Here is a 26351-nt window from a genome sequence, read left to right on the forward strand (position 1 = left end):
CCGCGGAGATCCCCCCTCCCCACCCCCCCCCCGCAAGCGGGAGAGGGAGCCGACCGTCTCCGTGACTGCGATGAGATGAGACGCCCTACTTCCGCCGCGCCGGAGGCGCCGCCGGCGGCGGCGTCACCATTGCAGCAGCCGGCTCGGGCGGCGTCAGGTGCCTGGGCACGATGATGGTCTGCCCCGGAGTGAGCGTCGCATTCTCGGCAAGCGAATTGCTCTGCGCGAGCGTCCACAGCGGCACGCGATTGGCGGCAGCGATGCTCTCCATGGTGTCGCCGCGGCGCACCGGCACCCGCACGCCGCTGTCCCACAGCTCGACCAGGGTGTCCGCAGGAACGAGATAGCGAAGCGGCACGGCATCGGCCTGGGTCTGCGGCGGAATGCGCGGCAGCCGCGTCACCATCTCGACGATCTGGCGATGGATGTCGTCCGACTTCTCGATGTTGATGTGCGAGACGCGGCTGTTTTCCTTGAGATCGTAGCTCGCATAATGGCCGCGGAAGCCGGGCACCGCCACGACATCGCCGCCGCCGAGCACGCTGTCGGAGAGGAAAATGTTGATGAAGCGCTCGACATTGAGCGGCACGTCGCCGGTCGCATGCGCGGGATCGATGGCGATCACGAGGCTGATCGGGATGTTCTCCTTGGCCGCCATCTCGGAAATGACGATCGAGCACAACCCGCCCATCGAATGGCCGATCAGCACGATGGGCGCCGGGCTCTCCTTGTAGCTGGCGATGGCGCGATTGCCGATCAGCCGGCAGATCGTGAATTCATAAACGTCGGCCGAAAAGCCGGCCTGCGTCAGCTTCTCACTGAGCCGGTCCATGCCGGTCGAGAAGATCGGCCCCATGGCGCCGCGGAACAGGTAGATCTTCGGCGGCGGCAGCGGCTCGAATGGCGGAGGCGGCGGCGCAACTGGCACGGCGGCCGCAGCAGGCTTCGACTTGGCGGGTGAAGCGGCGGCAATGCCGGGATCCAGGGCGAGCAGCGCAATCGCTGCCAGCACGACGAGGCGCCTCAGATCAATCATCAGTCCAGCAGTCCCACCACAGGAGGCGGAGGCCCCCTTCGGGGCTTAGTGACCACTGATTTGGCGGTTTTTGGGGCGCAACGGACTGGGCCGCGGCCAGGCCTGCGCAACCTCGGGCCCGCCGGGCTGCGGTCCGGCGGGCGTTAATATTTCGCGACGACGGGGCCGGCCCAGTCGATCTTGTAATTGAGACCGGCCTTCACGATGTTGCCGCGGGTCGAGAAGTTGTAAGTGGCGAAATCGGCGCCGACCGGGTTGGTCTGGCCGCCCGTAATCGTGCGGCTGCCGAGATCGTAATAGAGGTACTCGGCCTTGACGCTCCAGTTCCTGGCGAAGGCCCATTCTGCACCGGCACCGAGCGTCCATCCGAACCGGAGGTCAGAGGCGTTCGCGATGAACTGGCGTCCAATCACCGGTGCATTGAAGAATTCGTTGATATTGGCGGTGTCCTTGACGTTGGCGTAAGCGAGACCACCCGTCACGAACAGCAGCAGCCGCTGCGACACGATTCCACCGAGACGGCCGCGCACCGTGCCGAAGAAATCGATCTTCTCGCTCGCGCTGGTGCGGACACTCGTGCCGACGATCGGAAGATCAACATTTCGGGAGTGGTTTATGTCGGCGTAATCGAAATCCGCCTCGATACCGACAAGCCCTGCGCCAAACTGGTAATTCCAGCCGACCTGTCCGCCGATGAGGTAACCTTCTGGACGCAGTCCGACAGTGAAAGGAACAGTCCCCGGCTGCGCAGCGGTGATCAGCGGCGTGCCGGAGACCGCGACGTCGCTTGAATTATTCCAGGCATAACCGCCGTTCACGCCGATGTAGAAGCCGCTCCAGTTATAGCCGGGATCCATGGCCACAGGACGCGCCTTGACCGCGAGATCTGCCGCTGAGGCTGCCACCGGGCCGAGAGCGAGGAACAAGGCCGCCGTTGCAAATGTCTTCATGGGTCGGTCCGGATATCGTGATGCGAGCTTCCAAAGCTTCGCTCGACGGGTTGCAATCTAACCGACCCGGTTGTGTCTTACTGTCTCCTCCAAGTCACAGCCGAGGCTCAAAACCCGGACAATTCCGACAGACCAGGCGGCTGGCGACATCCAGCGTATTGCATAAATCCTGCCTGCCGCCGGACGCAGTCACTGCCTGCTCCTGAGCCGGCTGCGATGCGCGGCCTGCTTGGCGCGATTGCCGCAGACCGCCATGATGCACCATCGCCGGGCACGCCTGCGGGTGTGGTCGGCGAACAGCATCGTGCAGTTATGACCCTCGCATGCCTTCACGTCGGAAAAATCCTCGTCGCAGACGAACTTCGCCATTGCCTCGCCGATAGGCAGCAGCAGGGAATCCGGTGATCGCCAGCGCCGCTTCATTCGCAGCGCGAAAACGCCGCCATCGTCCGGCCCGGGCTCCATCTGCCTGAACATTTCGTCACGCTCGAGCAGGCCGTTCAGCGGCCCGAGTTCGCGCAGTCCATTCGCCGTCAGCGGTCGGCCCGCATGCTTGCGCACGAAGCCGCGAAACCACTCGCGCAAGGCACGGGCCTGGTCGGCGACCTTGTCGAGCTCGCCCGGCTTCGCGCGCGCCTTCAGCTCGTCCAGCTCCTCCGCCGGCACCAGCTTCGCCTGGGCCAGCCAGTCGATCAGACCATCGCCGTCGTCGAGCCAGTCGACGGGCGTATCGACAGGAATCGCCACCGAGTTGAGGAAATCGAGGCCGAGCGAGTCGGCGATGAACATCGCGGGCGGTTTGTCCATGAACGGTCCTGAAACGAGGCTCACAAGTATGTAACCCGTCAAAATGCCATTGACAAGTTACTGCCTCGGGACGTAACCCTCAATTCGCTATTTAACGGGTTAGCTCCATGGAGATGGCTATGACCACGACCACCTATCGCACCGCCGATGTCGATGGCTTCCAGGTGTTCTATCGCGAGGCTGGCCCCAAGGGCGCGCCAAAGCTGCTGTTGCTGCACGGCTTCCCAAGTGCCGGCCACATGTTCCGCGATCTCATCCCGCTGCTCGCGGACAGGTTTCACATCGTGGCGCCGGACCTTCCCGGCTTCGGCCAGTCCGACATGCCCGCGCGCGAAGCCTTCCGCTACACCTTCGACAATGTCGCGCAGGTGATCGAGCGCTTCACCGAGGTGATCGGCTTCGATCGCTTCGCAGTGTACGTCTTCGACTACGGCGCGCCGACCGGCTTCCGGCTCGCGCTGAGTCACCCCGAGCGCATCACCGCCATCATCTCGCAGAATGGCAACGCCTATGAAGACGGGCTCAGCGACGGCTGGTCTCCGATCAAGGCCTATTGGCAAGATCCCACGCCTGCCAATCGCGACGCCTTGCGCAGCCTTCTCACGCCGGAGGCAACGCGCTGGCAATACACGCATGGCGTTCCTGATCCGACCACCGTGTCGCCGGACGGACAGAACCTCGACAATTTCTATCTGGCGCGTCCGGGCTCGGACGACGTGCAGCTCGACCTGTTCGGCGACTACAAGAGCAACGTCGCGCTCTATCCGGCATTTCAGGACTATTTCCGCAAGCACAAACCGCCGTTCCTGGCGGTCTGGGGCAAGAACGATCCGTTCTTCATTCCGCCCGGCGCGGAGGCGTTCAAGCGCGACAATCCCAATGCCGTGGTGCAGTTCTTCGACACCGGCCATTTCGCGCTGGAGACGCATGCGCGGGAGATCGCCCAGAGCATTCGTACGTTCTTGCAATGAAAGCTGCAGCCGTCGCGATATTGCGGCGCTGCCCTACAGCGGCAACATCCGGTTCAGGAGCTCGAGCAGCGTGCGCTGCTCGAGCTCGTTGAGCGGCGCCAGCATCTTCCGATTATAGGGCTCCGTCAGCCTTGTCCCGTCGGCTATGAGCTTGGCCCCCTTTGGCGTGAGCACGAGCTCGACGGCGCGGCGATCCGACTTCGAGCGGTTGCGCTTGATGAAGCCGGAGGATTCGAGCTCGTTCAGGATCTTGATCAGGTTCGGCAGGCGCAGCCGCAGCAGGCTGGCAAGGCTGCTTGGCGGAACGCCCGGATTGTCGCGAATGACGACGAAGATCGCGTAGGTCGCGGGCGTCAGACCCAGCGCGGCGAACTCCTCGTAGAAGCCTTCGAAGAACTTCAATTGCGCCAGGCGCAGCATGAAGCCGGGTGTCCGCTGCAGTGCCCGCAGGTCCAGCGATCGCTCCGTTTGCTGAGCCGATTTGGTCCCTCGTCCTAACGCTCTCGCGCTCATGGTTCTCGATCCCTCGGGCAGTCGAATTGACACTCTCAAAAATAGCTATAAAATATAACTATTATCAGCGGCACCAAGACCGCACATGGGAGGGACATAATGAACAGCAAATTCCTGCATAAATTGTGCATTTCGGCCTTGATGCTGGCGTGCGCAGCTCCGGCATTCGCTCAGGACGTCGTGAAGATCGGCATCCTCAACGACCAGTCCGGTCCGTTCGCGAGCTATCAGGGCATCGGCTCGGTCGTCGCCGCCAAGATGGCGGTCGAGGATTATGGCGGAAAAGCCGCCGGCAAGCCCGTCGAGGTCGTCGCGGCCGACCACCAGAACAAGACCGACATCGGGATCGGCATCGCCCGGCGCTGGTACGAGAACGAGAGCGTCGATGCGATCTTCGACCTGCCGAACTCCTCGATCGCGCTCGCCGTGGCCGGCATGAGCGCCGAGAAGAACAAGGTGTTCGTCGGATCGGGCGCCGGCACCGTGCTGCTGACCGGCGAGAAGTGTACGCCGAACACGGTGCACTGGACCTACGACACCTATGCCTATGGCCGCGGCCTCGGCAAGGCGATCGTGCAGCAGGGCGGCAAGAAATGGTTCTTCATCACCGCCGACTACGCCTTCGGTCACGATCTGGAGAAGCAGGCCGCGGAGGCCGTGAAGGCGTCCGGCGGCGAGGTGCTCGGCAGCGTGCGGCATCCCCTGGGAACGGCCGATTACGCCTCGTTCCTGCTGCAGGCGCAGGCATCGGGCGCGAACGTCGTCGGCTTCGCCAATGCCGGCGACGACACCATCACCTCGATGAAGCAGGCCGCCGAGTTCGGGCTGACCAAGGACCACAAACTGGTCGGGTTGATCCTGGGCATGAACGGCCTCCCCGCGCTCGGCCTGAAATTCGCGCAAGGCGCGCAGATCATGAACCCGTTCTATTGGGATCTGAATGACGGCACGCGCGCCTTCGCAAAGCGCTTCGCCGAGCGCATTCCGTCGAAAGCCTATCCGAACGACATGCAGGCCGGCGTCTACGCCTCGGTCATTCACTATCTGAAGGCGGTCGACAAGGTCGGCGGCGCCAAGGACGGCAAGGCCGTCGTCGCCGCGATGAAGGAGCTACCGACCGACGATCCGCTGTTCGGCAAGGGCTATATTCGCAAGGACGGACGCAAGATCCACCCGCTCTATTTGTTGCAGGTGAAGTCGCCCGAAGAGTCGAAATCCGCATGGGATCTGCTGAAGGTCGTCGCCACGATCAAGGGCGAGGATGCGTTCCGCTCCGAGCGCGATGGCCAGTGCGCACTCGCCAAGCCATAGCAGCCTGGAGCAGACCATGAGCGGCATTGCAATAAGCGAGGTGGACCCGTTTGCGCCCGACTTCCTGATCGACCCCTATCCGGCCTATGCGGCATTGCGCGCGCTCGGGCCGGTGTTCGAGGTCGAGCGTTACGACGTGTGGGCGATGGCAGGCTATGCCGAGGTCGAGCCGGCTTTGAAGGACTGGAAGACCTTCATCAGCGGCGAGGGCGTCGGGCTGCACGGGATGAACCCGGCGCTGCCAAAGCCGCTGACGCTACAGATTGATCCGCCCGACCACGACAAGGGCCGCCGCGTCCTCGGCCGCACACTGTCGCCGGGCGTTGCGCGGAAGCTGCGCGAGACCTTCCAGCAGGAAGCAGAGAGAAAGGTCTCGGAGCTGATCGACAAGGGCACGTTCGATGCCGTGACCGATCTTGCCGAGGCCTACCCGATGAAGGTGTTTCCAGACGCGATCGGCATCCGGCCGGACGGCCGCGAGAAACTGCTGGCCTGGAGCACGTTCGTGTTCAACAGTTTTGGTCCGGAAAACGAGATCCTCGCGGCTTCACGGAAGGAGGGTCTCGCGGCGCAGAGCTGGATCATGGAATGTTGCGCCCGCGACGCGCTGCGGCCCGACAGCCTCGGCATGATGATCTACCAGGCCGCCGACGAGGGCGAGATCAGCGAGCACGAAGCCACGCATCTGGTGCGGCCCTTCCTCACCGCCGGGGTCGACACCACCGTCAACGGCATCGGTAACACCCTGCTCGCGCTCGCCAGCCATCCGGATGAATACCGCAAGCTGCACCGGAGGCCGGAGTTGGCGCGCAACGCCTTCGAGGAAGGCCTGCGCTATGATTCACCGGTGCAGACGTTCTTTCGCACCACTTCGCGCGACGTCGAGATCGGCGGCGGCGTGATCCCCGCGCATCGCAAGGTGCTGCTGTTCATGGCCTCCGCCAACCGCGATCCGGCGCGGTGGGACGGAGCCGATCGCTTCGATATCGAGCGTACCGCAACCGGCCATGTCGGCTTTGGCGCCGGCATTCACGCCTGCGTCGGCCAGATGATCGCGCGTCTGGAAGGCGAATTGATCTTTGGTGAGCTTGCACGACGCGTGAAGACCATCGAGCTCGCGGCCGAGCCGAAGCGCAGGCTGAACAATTCGCTGCGCGGGCTGGAGAGCATGCCGGTCCGCGTGACGCCTGCTTAGGTGGCATCACGCGGGGAGGATGAGCGACCGGCTCAGTTCCTTGCCGGAGCCGTCGCCGCCGCCGAGCGGGCCTGCCGGGGCGCACCGTGTTCGGCAACCGGCAGCGCGGGCGCACGCGAGCGCATGATCGCAGCGTCGATCTCGGCGATGACGCGGCGCTGGATCGCCTCGTTCTTGTCGATCGAGATGTGGCCGACGCCGGTGCCGCGCACGTCGACATTGTCGAGCTTGCCGCGCAGCCCCGCCGCGGCGCGCACCGGCTCGCCGGGACCGTCGCCGATATAGATGTTGATGTAGCGCTCCGCACCGGTCGAGAGCTTGGTCTTGAACACGGAGTCGAGACCGATCGCGAGCTTCACGGGCACGCCGAGCTGATTGAGCTTGGCGATCATGTCGGGCAGCGCGGTGGCGCCGGAGGAATGGCCGACCAGGACGATGGTCTTGATGCGGCCAGCCTTGTAGGCGGTCGCGGCTTCATCCGCGAGCGAGGACCAGGACACGAAGTTGGCGACCGTCACCGGAATGCCCTGCGCCTGCAGCCGGGCGCCGATCGTGTCGAGGCCGAGCGAAAAGATGTTGAGCACGCCACGGAGCAGATAGACATGCGTGGTTGCGACCTGAGCCTGGCTTGGGGCCGCCCGGGCCGAGGTCGGGCTGATGGCAACAGCTGACAGCAGAAGCAGGCCCATCGCCCAGACGCGGAGGGCGGACAACTGGCTGGCGCCGGCGGTGTGACGGCCGTTCGGTCTCATCGATTTTTTCCCTGGAGACAATACGCTTTGCGATTGGCCGGAATCGTAGCCATGGCCCGCTCGCAGACGCAACAAAGAGCCGCGTGAGCGGCAATCTTAGCCACAGCCCGTGACCATCGCGCAACACTTGCCCGAAACCTGCCACCGAAGAGCCTGTTTTGAGACCATTTTTCTCCGGGCAATTGCGGGCGGGCAAGGCCATTCCTATCTCAGGGCTCCGCTGACCCGCCCTCCCGGCAGGTTCCAGCCCCCCTCCCCAGCCCTGCCCCTCAGCCCTGCGGCCATCATGTCCTCCATCATTTCCGTCGCCAATCTGTCGAAGACCTATGGGTCCGGCTTCAAGGCGCTCAGAAGCGTCAATCTCGATATCAAGCGCGGCGAGATCTTCGCGCTGCTCGGGCCCAACGGTGCCGGCAAGACCACGCTGATCTCGATCATCTGCGGCATCGCCAATCCGAGTGAGGGCCGCGTGCTCGTCGGCGGCGAGGATATCCAGACCTCCTACCGCAAGGCGCGCTCGCTGATCGGCCTCGTGCCGCAGGAGCTGCACACCGACGCCTTCGAGAGCGTCTGGGCGACCGTGAGCTTCTCCCGCGGTCTGTTCGGCAAGCCGAAGAACCCTGACCATATCGAGAAGGTGCTGAAGGATCTCTCGCTCTGGGACAAGAAGGACAACAAGATCATCACGCTTTCCGGCGGCATGAAGCGCCGCGTGATGATCGCGAAGGCGCTATCGCACGAGCCGCAGATCCTGTTTCTTGACGAACCCACAGCCGGCGTCGACGTCGAGCTGCGCAAGGGCATGTGGGAGGTGGTGCGCACGCTCCAGCAGTCCGGCGTCACCATCATCCTCACCACGCATTACATCGAGGAAGCCGAGGAGATGGCCGACCGCATCGGTGTCATCAACAAGGGCGAGATCGTGCTGGTCGAGGACAAGGCGACCTTGATGCAGAAGCTCGGCAAGAAGCGTCTGACGCTGCATTTGCAGGGCAAGATAGCCTCGCTGCCGGAAAGCCTGCATCACTACGAGCTCGAGCTCTGTGACGGCGGCGCGACCCTGGTCTACGACTACGACACCAAGGGCGAGCGCACCGGCATCACCAGCCTGCTCGGCGACCTCCGCACCGCCGGCATCCGCTTCAACGATCTCGACACGACGCAATCGTCGCTCGAGGACATCTTCGTCGACCTCGTGAGGACGTCATGAATCACCGCGCCATCCGCGCCATCTATCTGTTCGAAATGGCGCGCACCTGGCGCACGCTGCTGCAAAGCATCGTCTCGCCGGTCGTCTCGACCTCGCTCTATTTCGTGGTGTTTGGCGCTGCGATCGGCTCGCGCATCAGCCAGGTCGAGGGCGTCAGCTACGGCACCTTCATCGTGCCGGGCCTGATCATGCTCTCGGTGCTGACCCAGAGCATCGCCAACGCCTCCTTCGGCATCTACTTCCCGAAATTCACCGGCACGATCTACGAGATCCTGTCGGCGCCGATTTCCTATTTCGAGATCGTGCTCGGCTATGTCGGGGCCGCCGCGACCAAGTCGATCATTTTGGGACTCATCATCCTGGCAACGGCAGGGCTCTTCGTCCCATTGCATATTCACCATCCGGTCTGGATGCTGGCCTTCCTGGTGCTGACGGCGGTGACGTTCAGCCTGTTCGGCTTCATCATCGGCATCTGGGCCGACGGCTTCGAGAAGCTGCAGATGATCCCGATGCTGGTGGTGACGCCGCTGACCTTCCTCGGCGGCAGCTTCTATTCCATCGACATGCTGCCGCCCACCTGGCGCACGGTCGCGCTGCTCAATCCGGTCGTCTATCTGATCTCCGGCTTCCGCTGGAGCTTCTACGAGATCGCAGACGTCAGCGTCGCCGTCAGCATCGGCATGACGATCGCGTTTCTGGTGATCTGCCTGGTCGTGATCTGGTGGATCTTCCGCACCGGCTACCGGCTGAAGAATTGAGCGTCATTCCGGGGCGCGCGCAGCGCGAGCCCGGAATGACGCTGTGGTCTTACCGGTAGCAGTGGAAGCGGTGATAGCCATCATAGTAGCCGCGGCAGCGGTAATGGCGGTGATGGGGAATGCCGAACACGCCTTCGACGGCGCCGACCGCGCCACCCACGCCGGCGCCGACCGCACCACCAACGACGCCGCCGACAGGCCCGGCGATCCGGTTACCTTCATAAGACCCCTCCTGCGCGCCGCGCACGATGCCCTGGGCGTGGCCAGCTTGCGGCAAGGCGAGCAGTGCAAGAAGGATGGCGGCAGTTGCGAACAGCAGGCGGACAGGCAAGCCGGCCGGCAAGGCGGCGGCAGTAGCACGGGCTTTGTTCATCTTCGGTCCCAAAGAAAAGTACAGGAATGAACGGCGGCGAAAGCCGCGTCTCGGGTCGGACACCATCAACGCCCGGAGCGGCCAAATGGTTGCGCCTTTGTGACGAATTGTCGGCGTTGTGAACGCGCATCCGCTCGCGAAAATGTCAGCATCTCCAAAGCCAGCGCGCACAAAGCGGCCTTGCTTACGCCCCGCATCACGTTAACGATGGGCTTGCAGGCCGCTGGAACGGAAACCGGATCGCAGGCATATTGCAGGCCGGGGGACGGAGAGCCGCGGCACTTGCGCGAACAGGCCGGAGGCCAGGATTCAAATGCGTTTCCAGATGCGTTCATTTTTCATTGCTTTCACGTCCCTGATGCTTCTGAGCGGGGGCACCGCGCAGGCCAAGGTCGAGATCACCGTCGACAAGGACAATCAGCAGATGACCGTCGCGGTCGACGGCGTCGCGCGCTATCACTGGCCGGTCTCGACCGGCATCCCCTCCCGCGAAACGCCGAACGGCGCGTTTCGCGCCTTCCGCATGGAGGAGGATCACTACTCCAAGGAATTCGACGATGCGCCGATGCCGCACGCGATCTTCTTCACCAAGGTCGGGCACGCCATCCACGGCACGGACTCGGTCGGCCGGCTCGGCTCGCCGGCCTCGCATGGCTGCGTGCGGCTGTCGCGCCAGAATGCCTCGACGCTTTATGCCCTCGTGCAGCAGCAGGGCGTGCTCAACACCACGGTGACGTTGACAGGCTCGGCGCAGGTCGCGCTGGCGCGCAATCCGCGCGGTCGCGCTAATGCTGCGGTCGCCCGCGCTCCACAGCAGCCGGCTGAAGAGCAGTACGCCACCACGGGCGATCCCGTGAACCTCACGCCGCCGCAGCAACCCGCCCGCCGCTACATGCCGCAGGACGACAATTACATCTATCCGGCCGACGGTAGCGACACCGGCGCGCGCTATCCGGCACCGCGCCCCATCACGCGCCCCTATGGCACGCAGGCCTATCAGCAACTGCCGCAGCCGACCTACGACCAGGGCTACGGCCAGCAGGGCTACTATTATCAGCAGCAGCAGCCTCGGCAGTATTATCAGCCGCGCGGCTATTACTATCAGAACTGACGCTATCTGAACGCGGCATCTCCGCGTTCAACGATCTTTCGCACAGCATCGACGGCGGCGCGGGCGACCGGCTCGAGGATCTCGGGTCCTGTCGCGCCGAGATCGTCGGACGGTGTGTGGAAGGTGCGATGGAGGCCGGCGATACCGAAGAAGTTGGTGTAGCCTGCCGCATGCACGTCGCGCAGTTCTCCGACAGCCTGCTTCTCCGTCACCAGACGTTTCGCCGCGACGGCCGCAAACGCCTCGTCGGTCAGTGATACGGCGGACTTGCTGAGCACGAGAACGCGCTGCTCGTCGGGCCGACCTGTGCGGACACCCTCCGCAAAGGCGTAGCAGGCGTTCGACGAGCCGAAGTGAATCCACGCCAGCGTGTCCTTCGGCGCCGGCGCCCCTCTCTTCAAGAACAGCTCCATGCCGCCATGGCCGATCTCGTGGCCGGCGGTGGCGACGAACACGAGATGCGCCGGCCATTTCTCGGCAGCAGCGGTGCGCGCCAGCGCGAGAAAGTTGGCGATGCCGGGGCCGCGCTCACAAACGCAGGAATACCAGCCGGTCATTGGCGTGGAGACGACGATGGTCGGCCCGCGGCCGCCTCCGATCTCCGCGACCACGTTCCGGCCGGCGACATCGCGCTCGTAATGGCCCTTGACGTCGAAGGTGACAGGCGTGCCAGCGGCGAGCGCGCGCTCGAACACCGCGCGCGACCTTGCAGCCACGACGACCACCGGCACCGGCCAGGGCACATCCTCCTGCGTGACATTGTAGGCGAAGCGGTCGTCGGCGGGATTGCCGATCATCAGCAGAATCGCCGCCGGCTTCTTCGCTGCCGCTTCGTTGATGGCGGCACGATGGGTCGGCCCCAGATAGGCGCCGCGATCGAACGGCAGATCGAGCAGAAGGATCTTGCCTGCGACATCGCCATCGCGGGCGAGCGGCGCGGACAGACGGAAGCTCGCCTGGTCGATCGGCGGCCACCAGAATGGCGTCGCCTCGACAGAGGCGCCGGCGGCCTCGACGCTGGCCTGCTCGACGACGTATTGCCGGCCGAGCACGACGGGCTGAAAGCTGACCTCGAAACCCGCCTGCTTCATCTCGCCGGCGATCCAATCCGCGGTCGCGCGGTCGCCGGGCGAGCCGAAGCGATGAAGGCCGAACGAGGCGTAGCGCGACACGTCTTCATAAAGGCTCGCGCCCGAGAGCACATCCCTGGCAGCCGCCTGTCCGACCATGAGAACCGCCATTGTTGCGATGAAGGCCAGTCGCATGCGAGTGGCTCCCTGGACTTTATCCGTGCGGCGCAGTTTCAGCCTTCCATGGCTGCCGTCAACCGCACGACTGGACGAAACGCGCAAAGATTTCATAAGCTCCTGTTTTCACGAACGCCGTGAGCCCTGATGCCGTCGCGTGCTACCACAATTCTGACTGTGCTCTCGGTTCTGATAATGGGGCAGGCCATGGGATTCGACATCGAGGCGCATCGTGGCGGCCGGGCGCTGTTGCCGGAAAACACCCTTCCCGCCTTCGCCAAAGCGTTGTCGATGGGCGTCGACACGCTGGAGCTCGACGTCGGTGTGACCGCGGACGGCGAGATCGTCGTCTCGCATGAGCGCGGGCTCAACCCCGATATCACGCGGGATGCGAGCGGCGCCTACGTGGCTCCGCCCGGAACGCCCTTTGTGAAGCTGCGGCTCGCCGACATCAAGACTTATGACGTCGGCCAGATTCGGCCGGACAGCAACTATGCGAAGCAATTCCCCGACCAGCGCACCGTGCCGGGGACGCGCATTCCCACCCTGAGCGAGCTGTTTGCGCTGGTGCGCAAGTCCGGCAATACCAATGTGCGCTTCAACATCGAGACCAAGATCGATCCGAACCGGCCGGACGAGACGCTCGATCCGCAAGGGTTTGTCTCGAAGCTGCTGGGACTGATCGAGGCCGAAAAATTCTCCGACCGCGTCGTGATCCAGTCGTTCGACTGGCGGACCTTGCAGCTCGTCCAGCACCAGGCACCGAAAATTCCGACGGTGTACCTGACGTTGCAGCGCGGCTCGGCTCCGACCATTGCACTCGACAAGGCCACCAGCTGGACGGCAGGTTTCAGCCCGGCCGATCACGGCGGCTCGCTGCCGCGAACGATCAAGGCCGCGGGCGGCGCGATCTGGTCGCCCTATTTCGGCGATGTGACCACGGCCCTTGTTTCCGAAGCCCATGCGCTCGGACTGCGCGTGGTAGTCTGGACGGTCAACAAGCGTGAAGACATGGCGCGGATGATCGAGCTCGGCGCCGACGGGATCATTTCGGACAGGCCGGACCTGTTGCGCGAAGTCGCAGGCGAGAAGGGCATCACGTTGCCTGCGGGAACGCCGGTCGAGCCGTAGGCTTGGATCTCGTGTCCCGGACGCGATGCAGCGTGCAACGCTGCTCCGCAGAGCCGGGACCCAACAAGCCGCACGATAGGCCCCGGCTCTGCAGCGCACCGCTAAAGAAGCGCTGCGCTGCGTCCGGGGCACGGAGACCAATGTCGCGCCATCATCACTCCCCATCCCGCAGACGCCGGTACAGCGCGCCCAGGATGTTGGAATAATCGTCGGTCCAGACCCGCACCCTGTCGTCGGCTTCGGTCTGCTCCCATGATTTGGAGGCGGCGAGCTTGCCGACATCTGCGTCCTCGCGCGCGGAGATGACGACGTCGGTCGAGAAGATGTAGTCCGCATCCCGCCCGGAATCCTCGTTGAAGACCCAGCTCTTGAGATCATTGGCGTCGGCGATGCCGACCACGACGGTCTCGAGATCGAGGTGGCGGTTGGAGACGTGCATCACCACTGCGCCGTGCGGCGCGAGCTTGTCCTTGTAGATCTTCATCGCCTCTTCGGTTGCGAGATGGATCGGGATCGCATCGGACGAATAGGCATCGACGATGATGAGATCGTAAGCGCCGTCCGGCTCCTTGGCGAAGGTGAGACGCGCATCGCCGATCACGGGCTTCAGGTCCGGCAGGCAGCTCGAGATGTAGCGGAAGTTCTTGGGGTTGCGCGCCGCGTCCACCATGGACTGGTCGATCTCGAAGAACTTCCAGTCCTCGCCGGGCGCTGCGGCACAGGCCAGCGTGCCCGATCCGACGCCGATCGCGGCGACCTTCAGCGGCGCACCCTTGCGCTCGCGGATCGCGCTGACGGCCTGACCGATGCCGCCGTCCTTGTGATAATAGGTGATCGGCTCGGGCCGGCCGGTGACCGGCGTGCCGTCATTGTTGCGGAAGCGCTCGGCGCCGTGGATTGTGGTGCCGTGCATCAGCACATGGAAATAGCCGCCGGGCGTCTCCACGATCTTGTGCACGCCGAAGAAGCTGCGCACGGTCGTGACGCGGCCTTCGTCCGCGGGATAGACGCGGATCAGCGCCAGCGCGAGCGCGACGGTGGCGAAGATCTTCCAGCGGCCGACATTGAGCGCCAGTGCCAGCAGCGCGGCGAGCACGCCGACGGAGCCGGCCACCCAGACGCGGTGATCCTCGAACCATGTCGAGAGGCCGCCGGTGGTGGCGGACGGCGCAACCAGCGCGATCGCGAGCGCGGCAAGCACGAGCCAGTACCATTTGACGATGCCGGCCAGCCGTTCGTTCGCAGGCGGCCGGCACAAGGCCGCAAGCGCCACCAGGATCGGATATTCGGCGATCCATGAGAAGGTGAAGGGCGCAACGAGGCCGGCAAAGAGACCGCCGACCATTCCGCCGAACGACAGCGCGACATAGAAGCCGGTAAGGTATTTGGCGGCCGGCCTGGTCCGCGCCAGTTCGCCGTGGCAGGCCATGGCGATGACGAAGAAGCAGAGCTGGTGTCCGCCGAGCGTCAGCAGCAGATTCTGCTCGCCGCCGAAGGCAAGCAGCACGACGACGCCCGCGATCGCGACCGGCTGCAGCATCAGCATCCATGTGTGCGGCAGCAGCGGCCGCGACTGGAACACGACCACCCATGTGAGCAGGTAGAGCGACAGCGGCAGCACCCACAGCAGCGGCGCCGCCGCGACGTCGGTCGAGATATGCGCGGTGACGGCGATGAGCAGGCCCGACGGCACCGCGGCGAGAAATATCCAGCGCAGCCGCGTCAGCAAGCCTGGTGCCGGCACGTTGATGTCCTCGGTTTTCGCATCGACCACGGCAAGTTTCGGCGAACGCAGCAGCAGCGCGCCGCAGGCGGCGATCAGGAGGATCAGCAGGCCATAGCCGCCGGTCCACAGCCGGTTCTGCGTGTGCAGCGCGAACATCGGCTCGAGCAGGAACGGATAGGACAGCAGCGCCAGAAAGCTGCCGATGTTGGAGGATGCGTAGAGGAAGTAGGGATCGTGCCCGGCGGGATGGCCGGTGCGGACGAACCAGGCCTGCAGCAGCGGATTGTTGGCGGCGAGCGCAAAGAACGGCAGGCCGATCGAGACCACGAACAGGCCGAGCAACCAGAACGCGTAGCCCGACGCTGGCGGCTCGCCATAGGCCGAGGCAATGCCGAGCGGCAACGTGGCGAAGGCCGCGATCAGCAGCACCAGATGCACCGCGACCGGAATGATCCGGTTCCTCGCCTGCATCAACAGATGCGCATAGGCGTAACCCGCCAGCAGCAGCGACTGGAAGAACACCATGGCCACCGACCACACCGCGGGCGAGCCGCCGAGCCGCGGCAGCACCATCTTCGTGAACAACGGCTGCACCGAGAACAGCAACAGCGCGCTGACGAAGATCGCAGCGGTGTAGACCGTCAGCAGCAGCCGGTTGCGCGATGCGGACGGCTGCTCCGTGGCGGCGGGTTGCACGATGGAATCCATGGAAGCTCCAGCAAAAGCGTTTTCCAGCGAAGTGGGTACCGGTTCGCGCGAGAAAACGCGTCGAATGACTCCCCCGGCGGGCGCCGGACGCGCGCAATGGAGCACACGGCGCCTGAACGGGCAATAAAGGGTGTCGTGATGTTGCAGCGAGGAATGCTTGATATACAGATGTCATTCCGGGGCGATGCCAGGGGAATCATGAGCGAAACCGACGTCATCATCATCGGCGCTGGCCATAACGGCCTCACCTGCGCGGCCTATCTCGCGATGGCGGGTTTGCGCGTGCGCGTGGTCGAGCGCCGCAAGGTCGTCGGCGGGGCCGCGGTGACGGAGGAGTTTCACCCCGGATTCAGGAATTCGGTCGCGGCCTACACCGTGAGCCTGCTCAATCCGCGGGTGATCGGCGACCTCAAGCTCGCCGAGCAGGGACTGCGCATCGTCGAGCGGCGCGCCCAGAACTTCCTGCCCGCGCCCGACGGCAGCTATCTCCTCACCGGCGAGGGACGGACGAAGGCATCGGTCGCGCGGCTGAGCACCCGTGACGCAGGCGCGCTCGACGGGTTTTCACGCGAGCTGGAAGATATCGCCGACGTGCTCAGGCAGTTCGTGCTGCGGGCGCCGCCGAACCTCGTCGATGGTCTTGGCACGGCCGCCGTCCGCGAAGGCATCAACGCCTTCAAGGCCGCCAACATCCTGCGCGGCCTTAGCCTGGAGCAGAGCCGCAGCCTACTCGATCTCTTCACCCGCTCGGCCGGCGAGATGCTGGATGAGCGCTTCGAGCATGATCTGGTCAAGGCGCTGTTCGGCTTCGACGCCATCGTCGGCAACTATGCCAGCCCCTACGCCGCGGGCTCAGCCTATGTGATGCTGCATCACGCCTTCGGCGAGGTGAACGGCAAGAAGGGCGTCTGGGGCCACGCGATCGGCGGGATGGGCGCGATCACGCAGGCGATGGCGCGCGCCGCACAGGGCCGCGGCGTGGTGATCGACACCGACGCGGGGGTGCGCGAAATCATCGTCGAGCGCGACCGCGCCGTCGGCGTCGTGCTGGAGAACGGCGAGACGATCCGCGCGAAATATGTCGCGGCCAATGTCAATCCGAAGCTGCTGTACACGCGGCTAGTCGCGGCCGACGCTCTGCCTGCGGACTTCCTCGCGCGCATCCGAAACTGGAAGAACGGCTCCGGCACCTTCCGCATGAACGTGGCGCTGGACCGCCTGCCCTCCTTCACGGCGCTGCCTGGTGAGGGCGATCATCTCACCTCCGGTATCATCCTGGCGCCGAGCCTCGGCTATATGGACCGTGCCTGGCTCGAAGCGCGGGCGCAGGGCTGGAGCCGAGAGCCCGTCGTCGAGATGCTGATCCCCTCCACGCTCGACGACACGCTGGCGCCTCCGGGCCAGCATGTCGCGAGCCTGTTCTGCCAGCACGTTGCGCCGGAGCTGCCCGATGGCAGGTCCTGGGACGACCATCGTGACGAGGTCGCCGATCTCATGATCGCGACGGTGGATAAATACGCGCCGGGCTTTGCGACGAGCGTGCTGGGCCGCCAGATCCTGTCCCCGCTCGATCTCGAACGGCAATTCGGGCTGCTCGGCGGCGACATCTTCCACGGCGCGCTGAGCTTGAACCAGCTGTTCTCGGCGCGGCCGATGCTGGGCCATGCCGATTATCGCGGGCCGCTCAGGGGCCTCTACCATTGCGGCTCCGGCGCCCATCCCGGCGGCGGCGTCACCGGTGCGCCCGGCCACAACGCGGCGCAGGTGATCTTGAGCGATCACCGGTCGCTGTTCAAAAGCCGTGGGTAGGCCTGTGGATGGGCTGTGGAAAGGCTGTTGGAAAACGCGGAAGAGAGCGGCATGACACAGGAAGAACTGAGGGTCGTCGCGGGCTTGGTCATCGCCTACTGTGGAAAGGACGTCAAAAACACCGGTGAGACCTTCGTCGATAGCAATGCCATTGGAGTAAACGCAGCCGCCATGCGGCTGCTCGTTCGATATGGGCTCATGGAAGTTGATACCGATGCCGGACGGCGCGTGAGAGCAAGATGGACAGCGGCCGGACGAGAACTACTCAATAGACTAGACTGATCTCGTCTTCCGATTCCGCCTGTCGAGACCTTGTGGAAAACGAATGTATGACTTGGGGTTAAGACGGTGGGCAGCGCTTGGAAAACGAGCGAAATGCCTTGGGAAATCCCGGTAGAGAACCGGCTCCAAAACGAGTTCGCCCGCCGGAGGCAATTCCCCGTGCGGGCGCTTGTCAGACTCAGCCTATGAAGAAACTGCCCCCCGCTGGGAAATCGGGGCGGAAATTACTTCAGGGAGCTGCTAATGGACGTGAACTTGTCGTTCAGGGTGACGCCCAGGCTGTTGACCACGGTAATGATCGCAAGAGCGATACCCGCGGCAATCAGACCGTATTCGATCGCCGTTGCACCGGACTCATCCGACCAGAACTTCTGAATCATGTTCTTCAAGACTCGCCTCCGTTTCAATTCCAAGCTGTGTTGGCTTAATTCAACATCCGGAAGGATACGGAACACAACCTACGGCCCGGTTAACCCGGGAACCGCAACTTGTGGCGATAATCGGCCACAAAAGTTCCAAAAATTGAACTCAATGGAACCCTGAATGCAGCCTTCTCCCACCCATCGTGCCAGCTTTTCGATCGGCAGTGAGGCCGACGCCAGGCGCGTCGTCGACGTGCTCACCGAGCTGTTCTTCGAGGGCGATGCGGCCGTCGCAGCCTTCGAAAGACCGGACGGACAATGGGACGTCACGCTCCATTTTGCCGAGGCCCCCGATCAGGCATGGCTGCGCGAACTCATTGTAACTTCAGCAGGAAACGAGATCGCCGCGACGCTTGCCTTCGACATCGTCGAGGCCAAGGACTGGGTCAGGGCCAGTCTGCAAGATCTGGTCCCGGTCCCGGCCGGGCGCTTCGTCGTGCACGGCAGCCATGACCGCGACCGGGTGGCACCGAACAAGCTCGCCATCGAGATCGAGGCGGCGCTCGCCTTCGGCACCGGTCACCACGGCACGACGCGCGGCTGTTTACTTCTGCTTGACCACGTCCTCAAGAGCTCCCGCCCGAGGAATCTGCTCGACCTCGGCACCGGCACCGGCGTGCTGGCGATTGCGGCGGCCAAGGCGTTGCATCGCGCCGTGCTCGCCTCCGACATCGATCCGCCCTCGGTGCGGGTGGCGGCCGAAAACGCCTGGCTGAACGAGGTCGGGCATCATGTCCGCGTGATCCGCGCCACCGGCTTCGCCGCACCGGATTTTGGACGAGCCGGTCCGTTCGACCTGGTGCTGGCCAACATCCTCGCCAACCCCTTGCGGCAGTTGGCGGGCCCGATGGCGCGGCATCTCGCGCCCGGCGGACGCGTCATCCTCTCCGGCCTGTTGACGCATCAGGCCCCCGCCGTGATCGCCGCCTATCGCGCGCGCGGGCTCGTGCCGTTGAAGCATCTGCGGATCGAGGGCTGGAGCAGCCTGTTGTTGAGGAATATCTCGTAGGGCGGATCAGCGAAGCGCCATCCGCCACTGCGTGCGGTACCAAAGCGGTGGGTTAAGCCTTCGGCTCACCCACCCTACGGCACCGTGGCCGCCGCTACTCTGCTGCCTTCTCGTCCCGCCGCGGCGCGCGCTCGTCCTGCAAGCCGCGCCTGGCGCGGCGCTCGGCAATGCGGTCGATCATCTGGCTGATGACGCTGCGCGGCTTTTGCGGTTCCGCCACAGCCGGCGCGCGGCGCACCGACGGCGAAATCTTCTCAAACGTGAACGCTGGCATCGTGTGTCCCCTCGTCGTTGAGATGAACCACTTGCTCGAATTTCCCTGTTATCCGGACGAAGCGCGGCTGCCGCATCCTTTACTCCACTCAATTCAAGTGGAACGATTTCAAGCACAGTCCATGCCAGATGCGATGCAAATGCGTCCAGATTGCGGACTCGTCCCCATGATCCTAAAGTGATCCACCATGTTCGAAGCACACTTCCAGACATTCGAGGAGCCGGAGGCCGGCGTCGCATTGACGGCGCGGCTGGCGGCACTTCGCGAAGAACTCGCCCGTCGCAAGCTCACCGGCTTCGTCGTTCCGCGCGCCGATCAGCAGCAGAATGAATACGTACCGCCGTCGGAAGAACGGCTGGCCTGGCTGACCGGCTTCACGGGCTCGGCGGGACTCGCGGTGGTGCTGGCCCAGGAGGCCGCATTGTTCGTGGATGGCCGCTACACGCTGCAGGCCGCCAAGCAGGTCGATGCAAAGGCCTGGGCCGTGGAATCGCTGATCGATCCGCCGCCGGAGAGTTGGGTCTCGGCGCACCTGAAGACCGGCGACCGCCTTGGATTTGATCCGTGGTTGCACACTTTTGCAGCAGCCGAGCGGCTGTCCGCCGCCTGCGCCAAGGCCGGGGCCGAGCTCGTTGCCGTCGACAGCAATCCGGTTGACGCAATCTGGCAGGACCGCCCACAGCCGCCGCTCGCCCCGGTCGCCGTGCACAGCCTCCAGAATGCCGGCGTCACCGAAGCCGAGAAGCTAACGCAGATCAGAAGCGAGATCGGCAAGCTCGGCGTCGATGCACTGGTTCTGTCGGACAGCCACGCGGTCGCCTGGACCTTCAACATCCGCGGCGCGGACGTCGCCCACACCCCGCTGCCGCTGTCCTACGCACTGGTGCCGAAAGACGGCCGTCCCACCATCTTCATCGACCACCGCAAGCTCTCCAACCTTACGCGCGACCATCTCGAACAGTCCGCCGACGTGCGCGAGCCCGATGCGATGGCGCCGACATTGATGGCACTCGCCAAGGGCGGCGGGTCGATCGCGCTCGACAGCGCCACCGCCGCGGACGCACTCAGCCGCCTGATTGCGGGCGCCGGCGGCAAAGCGGTGCGCGGCAACGATCCGATTGCGCTGCTGAAGGCGGTCAAGAACGCGACCGAGATCAAGGGTACGAAGACGGCCCATGTGCGCGACGCCGTGGCGCTGGCGCGCTTCCTCGCCTTCATCGACCGCGAGGCGGGAAGCGGCAAGCTCACCGAGATCGACGCTGTCGAGGCGCTGGAGACGTATCGCCGCGACACCGGCGCGCTGAAGGACGTCTCGTTCCCGACCATCTCCGGCACCGGACCCAACGGCGCCATCGTGCACTATCGTGTCACCCGCAAGAGCAACCGGCGGATCGCGCCCGGCGATCTCCTGCTGATCGATTCCGGGGCGCAGTACGAAGACGGCACCACCGACGTCACGCGCACCATGGCCGTGGGCGAGCCGACCGCCGAAATGCGCGACCGCTTCACCCGCGTGCTCCGCGGCCATATCGCGATCGCGCGCGCGGTCTTTCCCGACGGCGCCACGGGCGCGCAGCTCGATACGCTGGCGCGGCAATATCTCTGGGCCGCCGGCGTCGATTTCGAGCACGGCACCGGCCATGGCGTCGGCAGCTATCTCTCGGTGCACGAGGGGCCGGCCCGGATCTCGAAGCTCGGCACCACGCCGCTGAAGCGCGGCATGATCCTCTCCAACGAGCCCGGCTACTACAAGACCGACGGTTTCGGCATCCGCATCGAGAATCTCGAGCTGGTCGTCGCCGCCGACATCGAGGGCGCCGAGAAGCCGATGAACGCATTCGAGACGCTGACGCTCGCGCCGATCGACCGCCGGCTGATCGAGGTGGAGATGCTGAGCAAGGGCGAGCTCGACTGGCTCAATGCCTACCATGCGCGTGTGAGGGCCGAGGTGCGGCCGGCGCTGGACGAGGTGACGAAGGCCTGGCTCGATCAGGCGACGGCGGAGCTGAAGAACTAAGCTCGTCACTGCGGAGCGCATAGCACTACGCGATTTGCGCAAGGCTCTTTCACCACCACCGCCGTCACGCCCCGCCTAGTGCGCAATTGTGCACGGGGGCGGGGCATCCAGTACGCCGCAGCCTCTCCGTATCCAACGTCTGTCTTTGGAATACTGGATTCCCCGCCTTCGCGCGCCTTCGCGGGGAATGACATCGTATGCGTGGAACGAGACGCGGGCTCAATCGGTCGCCATCACGCCCTCATCGCAACCATCCCAAAATCCGTATAGCCGCATTCCGAAACGCCGATATCCGTCTTGCGCGAGCGCGCTACAGTCGATTCGAATTCGAAAGACGGACGTTTATGCACGGCATGATCAGCAAGCCGCCGAGAGCGGCGACCAACCTTGCGACCTCGCGCGCCGTGTTGCTGCTGCTGGTCGTCATGACCGGGATCGCGCCGATCTCGCTCTACATCCTGGTTCCGGCACTGCCGGTGCTGGCGACGAATTTCGGGCGCGACATCTCGATCGCGCAGATGACGGTGTCGCTCTACATGGTCGGCATCGCGCTGTCACAGCTGATCATGGGGCCGCTGTCGGATAGATTCGGCCGTCGCCCGGTGCTGCTGGGCGGCCTTGCGCTCATGGTCGTGGCGAGCGTCGGCTGCATCTTCGCCGAGACCCTGCCGCAACTGATTGCCGCGCGGTTCTTCCAGGCGCTCGGCGGCGCTTCCGGCATGGTGATCAGCCGTGCCATCATCCGCGACATCTACGAGCGTGACCGCGTCGCCTCGATGATCAGCCTCGTCGTCGCAGCCCTGATGATCGGCCAGATGGTCTCGCCGCTCACCGGCGGCCTGATCGAAACCGCGTTCGGCTGGCGGGCGATCTTCTATGCCGTCACGGCTGGCGCGCTTACGGTTGCCGTCGGCATCGCACTGGCGCTGCCCGAGACGCGCCGCGACCGCGCGGCCGGCAGCGGCGGCTTTCGCAGCGACGTCGGCACGCTGGTCAAGAGCCGCGCCTTCATCGGCTATGTGATGTGCCAGGTGCTCGCCTCGCAGATCATTTTCACCTTCGCCGGCGGCGGTCCTTACATCGTCGTAACGCAGATGGGCCGCAGCAGCGCCGAATACGGCGCCTGGTTCGCAACGACCGGATTTGCGTATCTCGTCGGCAACCTGCTCTGCGTGCGCTTTGCGCCCAGGCACTCGCTGGAGAAGCTGATCTGGTTCGGGCTCGCGCTCCAGCTCGCCGGCAGCTTGTTGAACCTGCTGTGGAGTTTCACCGGCTGGAACGAAGCTCCCGCCTGGCTGTTCGGCACGCAGATGATCGTGATGGTCGGCAATGCCTTCGTGATGGCGAATTCAGCCGCTGGCGCCATCAGCATCCGCCCTGAAGCGGCCGGCACCGCGTCGGGCGCCATGGGCTTTCTGCAACAGGGCATCGGCGCGCTGATGTCGCAATTCGGCGCCTATCTCGGCGGCCACTCCGCCACGACGCTGCCGCTGACCGCCGCGGTGCTGGCGATCTCGATGCTCTGCGCCTGCATGATGATCTTCGTCGTGCCCCGCCGCGAGTTGGTGGTGAGCGAGACGTTGATCGAGCGGGCGGAAGAGGAAGAGAGCGGGGTGATGTGAGGTGGCGGACGGACTCCGGCAGTTCTGATCCAGCATCCGGTTACCACAACCAAAGCGCATAGACAGGATAGACACCCGCATGGGTTGACACAGGTCAATGCGGGCTGGCCGACCTTCGAAGAGCGTAATAGCGGATACGATCAGGGAGGAAGGTCATGACCGAACGCAGCGTCGGCTACGGCACCACAAGCGCAATCGATCCTCGCGACGTCGCCAACATGCTCGAGGCGATGAAGCAAATCGGTCTCGACATCTCGGTCCCCGCCGTCAACGAAGAAGCCCGGATCGGCAACGTCCTGTACGCCAGCGGCGGCTGCGACCCGCACGACTGCTCCGGCTTCAAGCCGGGAAGCTGCGGCGGCGTCACATGCCCCACCAAGTCCAGCGCCTGCCCCACCGAAGCATGCTCGACCAAAGTCTGCGCCAACCATACATGTCAAAGTGTGAGTTGCGGAAAGGTCTCCTGCAACAACTACCACCATTGGGAATCGCGGGCATCGACACTCGGCGCCCTGACCGAAGCGATGTCCAGGCTGCCGGCCGGATCCTGGTCGCAGCTGTCGTCCCGTCCGCGCTCAGGACCCGATTGCGCGACCTGACATTCCCTGCCCGGCGACACCGACGATGAAGATCTCGGCCTATAATTGTCTGACCTCATCCTTCGCGCCGGGCAAGCATCTCGCGTTCAACGCGCTGACCGGAGCGTTCCTGTCGCTCGATGCCGAACGGCTCGACGACTACGAGGCCCTGCTTGCGTCGATCGAGACGACAGGGTCCCCACCCGACCCCGTCAGGCCGTTTCAGAAGACCCTGATCGAGAACGGTTTCGTCATTCCGGACGAATGCGACGAGCAGGCCGAAATCAGCAACCGCTATCACGGCGGCAAGGCCGCCTCGCGTGGCCTCGGCCTCACGATCGCGCCGACGATCACATGCAATTTCGGATGCAGCTATTGCTTCCAGAGCCATTCGAACACCCGTATGGACGATGCGAGGATCGACGATCTGCTGGCGTTCGTGGACGCCCGGCTGGAAGCCGGGACGTCGCTCAACGTCACCTGGTTCGGCGGCGAACCGCTGGGCGCATTCGATGTGATCGAAAAACTGGCTCCCCGGCTTCACGCGCTCGCGATGGAGCGCAATTGCACGTTCGGGCACAGCATCATCACCAACGGCTATCTGCTGACGGAGTCACGCGCTGCCTTCCTGGCAGGTATTCCGGGCTTCGGCGATGCGCAGGTCACGCTGGATGGTGCACGGAGGCATCACGACATTCGTCGACCGACCCTTGCCGGCAAAGGCACCTTCGATCGCATCCTGGACAATCTGGTGGTAGCGGCCCGGCATATCCCGATCCTGGTGCGCGTGAATGTCGACCGCCAGAATGTCGATGGTCTGGAAGAGCTGCTCGATGCGCTCACGGAACACAAATTGCGCCACGTCGGCGTCTATCTCGGGCATGTCTGGCACTACACCGACAAGGTCGGCGCGACCGATATCCTGACCAAGGAGGAGTTCGCGGCCATCGAGACGCAATTCAAGTTCCTCAAGTTCCGCAAGGGATTCGCCAGCGGGGCGGTGTTGCCGCAACCCAAGCGCGGGGCGCTCTGCTCGGCGGACAGCAACAACAGCTTCGTGCTCGGCCCGGGCGGCGGCATCTTCAACTGCTGGAACGAAGCGCACCAGGACGCGCGTCAGGCGCTGGGTCGCTATAGTCCGGCGACGGAGCCGCAGCCCAACGAAGTCAAGCAGCAATGGGCGGGGTATGAACCGTCAGCCAAGCCCGCGTGCCGGAGCTGTCACGTCGCGCCTCTGTGTATGACAGGCTGTCCCTGGGAAGCAGCAAAAGTGACCGACACAGGCGACTGCATCTCGGCACGCTTCAATCTCGCCGACCAATTGCGGCTGTACGATCTCGAGCAATCCGTGGCACTCGCGGACAAGACCAGACAACAATCCGCTGGCGCCGCCGGGATCGCCTGAGGCGGTTCACGGCGCCGGCGGTCACTCCCCGATCAGCTTCAGCCACTCGTCTTCGGTCAGCACCTTGACGCCGTGCTTGTTGGCCTCCGCAAGCTTCGAGCCTGCGCCGGGGCCGGCGACGACGAGATCGGTCTTCTTCGACACCGAGCCCGACACTTTGGCGCCGAGACGTTCCGCGGTCGCCTTGGCCTCGTCGCGCGTCATCTTCTCCAGCGATCCCGTGAACACCACGGTCTTGCCGGCGACAGCCGAATTGCTCTTCGGCTTCTCGGCGTCGATGATCTCGACTTCCCCGGTCAGCCGCTCGACGATGCCGCGATTGTGGCTCTCGCCGAAATAATCGGCGATGCTCTTGATCACGGTGTCGCCGATCTGGTCGAGCGCATCCATCTCCGCCATCGCTTCCTCGTCGCCCTTGGCGACCTTGAGGCAGGCGTCGTGGAAGGCCTCCCACGAGCCGTAGCCGCGCGCGAGCGCCAGCGCCGTGGTCTCGCCGACATGGCGCATGCCGAGCGCATAGATGAAGCGCTCCAGCGCGATTCTGCGGCGGCTTTCGATGGCGCCGAACAGGTTGCGCACCGAGGTCGCGCCGTAGCCCTCGATCTCCTCCAACTTCAATTTCGAATTGCGCTTCTCCAGCGTGAAGATGTCGGCGGGCTCCTTGACCCACCCCTCGTCGAAGAAATACTGGAGCTGCTTCTCGCCGAGACCGTCGATATCGAAGGCGCGGCGCGACACGAACAGCTTGAGATGCTCGATCTTCTGATAGGGGCAGGCGAACTCGCCGCTGCAGCGGGCGCGCGATTCCTCCTCTCCGGCGGCGGTCTCGCCGCGCACGACGTCGGTATGCAGCGGGCACGGGCACTTCTTCGGGAAATGGAATTCGCGGGCCGACTTCGGCCGCTTGTCGAGAACGACATCCACGATCTGCGGGATCACATCGCCGGCGCGCTGGATCACGACAGTGTCGCCGATCCTGATGTCACGCCCCTCGCGCAGCACCTCGCCCTTGTTGCCGATGCCCTTGATATAGTCCTCATTGTGCAGCGTGACGTTCTCAACCACGACGCCGCCCACCGTCACGGGCGCCAGCCGCGCGACCGGCGCCAGCGTGCCGGTGCGGCCGACCTGGAT

General features: G+C 64.5%; 25 protein-coding genes. 14 read left to right on the forward strand and 11 right to left on the reverse strand.

The window, feature by feature from the left end:
* Positions 1–85: 85 nt before the first annotated feature.
* The 3 genes from Q0743_RS00230 to Q0743_RS00240 form a co-directional block, all read right to left on the reverse strand.
* Positions 86–1036, reverse strand: a complete 951-nt coding sequence (locus tag Q0743_RS00230) for a LysM peptidoglycan-binding domain-containing protein (protein WP_298239592.1) — start codon at positions 1034–1036, stop codon at positions 86–88.
* Between the two features lie 143 nt (positions 1037–1179).
* Positions 1180–1986: an outer membrane protein gene (locus Q0743_RS00235; protein ID WP_298239593.1), complete on the reverse strand. Its 807-nt coding sequence runs from the start codon at positions 1984–1986 to the stop codon at positions 1180–1182.
* A 189-nt stretch (positions 1987–2175) separates the two neighbouring features.
* Positions 2176–2793, reverse strand: coding sequence for an ABATE domain-containing protein (locus tag Q0743_RS00240; RefSeq protein ID WP_298239594.1), 618 nt, complete (start codon positions 2791–2793; stop codon positions 2176–2178).
* 119 nt (positions 2794–2912) lie between these two features.
* Between Q0743_RS00240 and Q0743_RS00245 the strand changes: the two genes are divergently transcribed.
* The gene (locus tag Q0743_RS00245) at positions 2913–3764 is read left to right on the forward strand and encodes an alpha/beta fold hydrolase (protein WP_298239595.1); all 852 of its coding nucleotides are present in this window, start codon (positions 2913–2915) and stop codon (positions 3762–3764) included.
* A 33-nt stretch (positions 3765–3797) separates the two neighbouring features.
* On the opposite strand, the gene Q0743_RS00250 is transcribed toward Q0743_RS00245, so the two are convergent.
* Entirely contained in the window at positions 3798–4184 is a 387-nt protein-coding gene (locus Q0743_RS00250) for a MarR family transcriptional regulator (RefSeq protein WP_298239596.1), read from the reverse strand.
* A 192-nt stretch (positions 4185–4376) separates the two neighbouring features.
* Here Q0743_RS00250 and Q0743_RS00255 point away from each other — a divergent pair, with 192 nt between their 5' ends.
* Together Q0743_RS00255 and Q0743_RS00260 are read left to right on the forward strand one after the other, a co-directional pair.
* Positions 4377–5588, forward strand: a complete 1212-nt coding sequence (locus tag Q0743_RS00255; protein ID WP_298239597.1) for an ABC transporter substrate-binding protein — start codon at positions 4377–4379, stop codon at positions 5586–5588.
* Positions 5589–5604: 16 nt separating this feature from the next.
* Complete coding sequence (locus Q0743_RS00260) at positions 5605–6783, forward strand: cytochrome P450 (protein WP_298239598.1); 1179 nt, start codon at positions 5605–5607, stop codon at positions 6781–6783.
* A gap of 32 nt (positions 6784–6815) precedes the next feature.
* On the opposite strand, the gene Q0743_RS00265 is transcribed toward Q0743_RS00260, so the two are convergent.
* The gene (locus Q0743_RS00265; protein WP_298239599.1) at positions 6816–7535 is read right to left on the reverse strand and encodes a hypothetical protein; all 720 of its coding nucleotides are present in this window, start codon (positions 7533–7535) and stop codon (positions 6816–6818) included.
* Between the two features lie 286 nt (positions 7536–7821).
* Between Q0743_RS00265 and Q0743_RS00270 the strand changes: the two genes are divergently transcribed.
* Positions 7822–8745: an ABC transporter ATP-binding protein gene (locus Q0743_RS00270; RefSeq protein WP_298239600.1), complete on the forward strand. Its 924-nt coding sequence runs from the start codon at positions 7822–7824 to the stop codon at positions 8743–8745.
* Complete coding sequence (locus Q0743_RS00275) at positions 8742–9503, forward strand: ABC transporter permease (protein ID WP_097663090.1); 762 nt, start codon at positions 8742–8744, stop codon at positions 9501–9503. Before Q0743_RS00270 ends, Q0743_RS00275 begins: the two co-directional genes overlap by 4 nt.
* A gap of 49 nt (positions 9504–9552) precedes the next feature.
* On the opposite strand, the gene Q0743_RS00280 is transcribed toward Q0743_RS00275, so the two are convergent.
* Positions 9553–9876: a hypothetical protein gene (locus Q0743_RS00280; protein WP_298239601.1), complete on the reverse strand. Its 324-nt coding sequence runs from the start codon at positions 9874–9876 to the stop codon at positions 9553–9555.
* 325 nt (positions 9877–10201) lie between these two features.
* Between Q0743_RS00280 and Q0743_RS00285 the strand changes: the two genes are divergently transcribed.
* On the forward strand, positions 10202–10987 hold the full coding sequence (locus Q0743_RS00285) for a L,D-transpeptidase (RefSeq protein ID WP_298239602.1): 786 nt from the start codon (positions 10202–10204) through the stop codon (positions 10985–10987).
* Positions 10988–10989: 2 nt separating this feature from the next.
* On the opposite strand, the gene Q0743_RS00290 is transcribed toward Q0743_RS00285, so the two are convergent.
* Positions 10990–12252, reverse strand: coding sequence for a hypothetical protein (locus Q0743_RS00290; protein WP_298239603.1), 1263 nt, complete (start codon positions 12250–12252; stop codon positions 10990–10992).
* Between the two features lie 129 nt (positions 12253–12381).
* Between Q0743_RS00290 and Q0743_RS00295 the strand changes: the two genes are divergently transcribed.
* The gene (locus tag Q0743_RS00295; protein ID WP_298239604.1) at positions 12382–13365 is read left to right on the forward strand and encodes a glycerophosphodiester phosphodiesterase; all 984 of its coding nucleotides are present in this window, start codon (positions 12382–12384) and stop codon (positions 13363–13365) included.
* Positions 13366–13519: 154 nt separating this feature from the next.
* On the opposite strand, the gene Q0743_RS00300 is transcribed toward Q0743_RS00295, so the two are convergent.
* The gene (locus tag Q0743_RS00300; protein ID WP_298239605.1) at positions 13520–15799 is read right to left on the reverse strand and encodes a fused MFS/spermidine synthase; all 2280 of its coding nucleotides are present in this window, start codon (positions 15797–15799) and stop codon (positions 13520–13522) included.
* 198 nt (positions 15800–15997) lie between these two features.
* Here Q0743_RS00300 and Q0743_RS00305 point away from each other — a divergent pair, with 198 nt between their 5' ends.
* Complete coding sequence (locus Q0743_RS00305; RefSeq protein ID WP_298239606.1) at positions 15998–17608, forward strand: NAD(P)/FAD-dependent oxidoreductase; 1611 nt, start codon at positions 15998–16000, stop codon at positions 17606–17608.
* Between the two features lie 27 nt (positions 17609–17635).
* Entirely contained in the window at positions 17636–17890 is a 255-nt protein-coding gene (locus Q0743_RS00310) for a hypothetical protein (RefSeq protein ID WP_298239607.1), read from the forward strand.
* 224 nt (positions 17891–18114) lie between these two features.
* Here Q0743_RS00310 and Q0743_RS00315 read toward each other — a convergent pair whose 3' ends face one another.
* Positions 18115–18279 carry a Flp family type IVb pilin gene (locus Q0743_RS00315; RefSeq protein WP_174719052.1) on the reverse strand — a complete coding sequence of 55 codons (165 nt, stop codon included), beginning with the start codon at positions 18277–18279 and terminating at the stop codon, positions 18115–18117.
* A 154-nt stretch (positions 18280–18433) separates the two neighbouring features.
* Here Q0743_RS00315 and Q0743_RS00320 point away from each other — a divergent pair, with 154 nt between their 5' ends.
* Positions 18434–19321, forward strand: coding sequence for a 50S ribosomal protein L11 methyltransferase (locus tag Q0743_RS00320; RefSeq protein WP_298239608.1), 888 nt, complete (start codon positions 18434–18436; stop codon positions 19319–19321).
* A gap of 94 nt (positions 19322–19415) precedes the next feature.
* On the opposite strand, the gene Q0743_RS00325 is transcribed toward Q0743_RS00320, so the two are convergent.
* The gene (locus Q0743_RS00325) at positions 19416–19595 is read right to left on the reverse strand and encodes a hypothetical protein (protein WP_298239609.1); all 180 of its coding nucleotides are present in this window, start codon (positions 19593–19595) and stop codon (positions 19416–19418) included.
* A gap of 187 nt (positions 19596–19782) precedes the next feature.
* On the opposite strand from Q0743_RS00325, the gene Q0743_RS00330 reads away from it, so the two are divergent.
* The 4 genes from Q0743_RS00330 (at position 19783) to Q0743_RS00345 (ending at position 25217) form a co-directional block, all read left to right on the forward strand.
* Positions 19783–21612, forward strand: coding sequence for an aminopeptidase P family protein (locus Q0743_RS00330; protein WP_298239610.1), 1830 nt, complete (start codon positions 19783–19785; stop codon positions 21610–21612).
* Positions 21613–21956: 344 nt separating this feature from the next.
* Positions 21957–23234 carry a multidrug effflux MFS transporter gene (locus tag Q0743_RS00335; RefSeq protein ID WP_298239611.1) on the forward strand — a complete coding sequence of 426 codons (1278 nt, stop codon included), beginning with the start codon at positions 21957–21959 and terminating at the stop codon, positions 23232–23234.
* A gap of 155 nt (positions 23235–23389) precedes the next feature.
* Entirely contained in the window at positions 23390–23833 is a 444-nt protein-coding gene (locus tag Q0743_RS00340) for a hypothetical protein (protein ID WP_298239612.1), read from the forward strand.
* A 25-nt stretch (positions 23834–23858) separates the two neighbouring features.
* Positions 23859–25217: a radical SAM protein gene (locus Q0743_RS00345; RefSeq protein ID WP_298239613.1), complete on the forward strand. Its 1359-nt coding sequence runs from the start codon at positions 23859–23861 to the stop codon at positions 25215–25217.
* Positions 25218–25238: 21 nt separating this feature from the next.
* Here the strand turns inward: Q0743_RS00345 and ligA are convergent.
* The coding region (gene ligA / locus Q0743_RS00350; protein ID WP_298239614.1) for an NAD-dependent DNA ligase LigA at positions 25239–26351 on the reverse strand (1113 nt) is incomplete at its 5' end.

It is taken from the genome of uncultured Bradyrhizobium sp. (assembly GCF_936943645.1).
Lineage (GTDB): Bacteria > Pseudomonadota > Alphaproteobacteria > Rhizobiales > Xanthobacteraceae > Bradyrhizobium.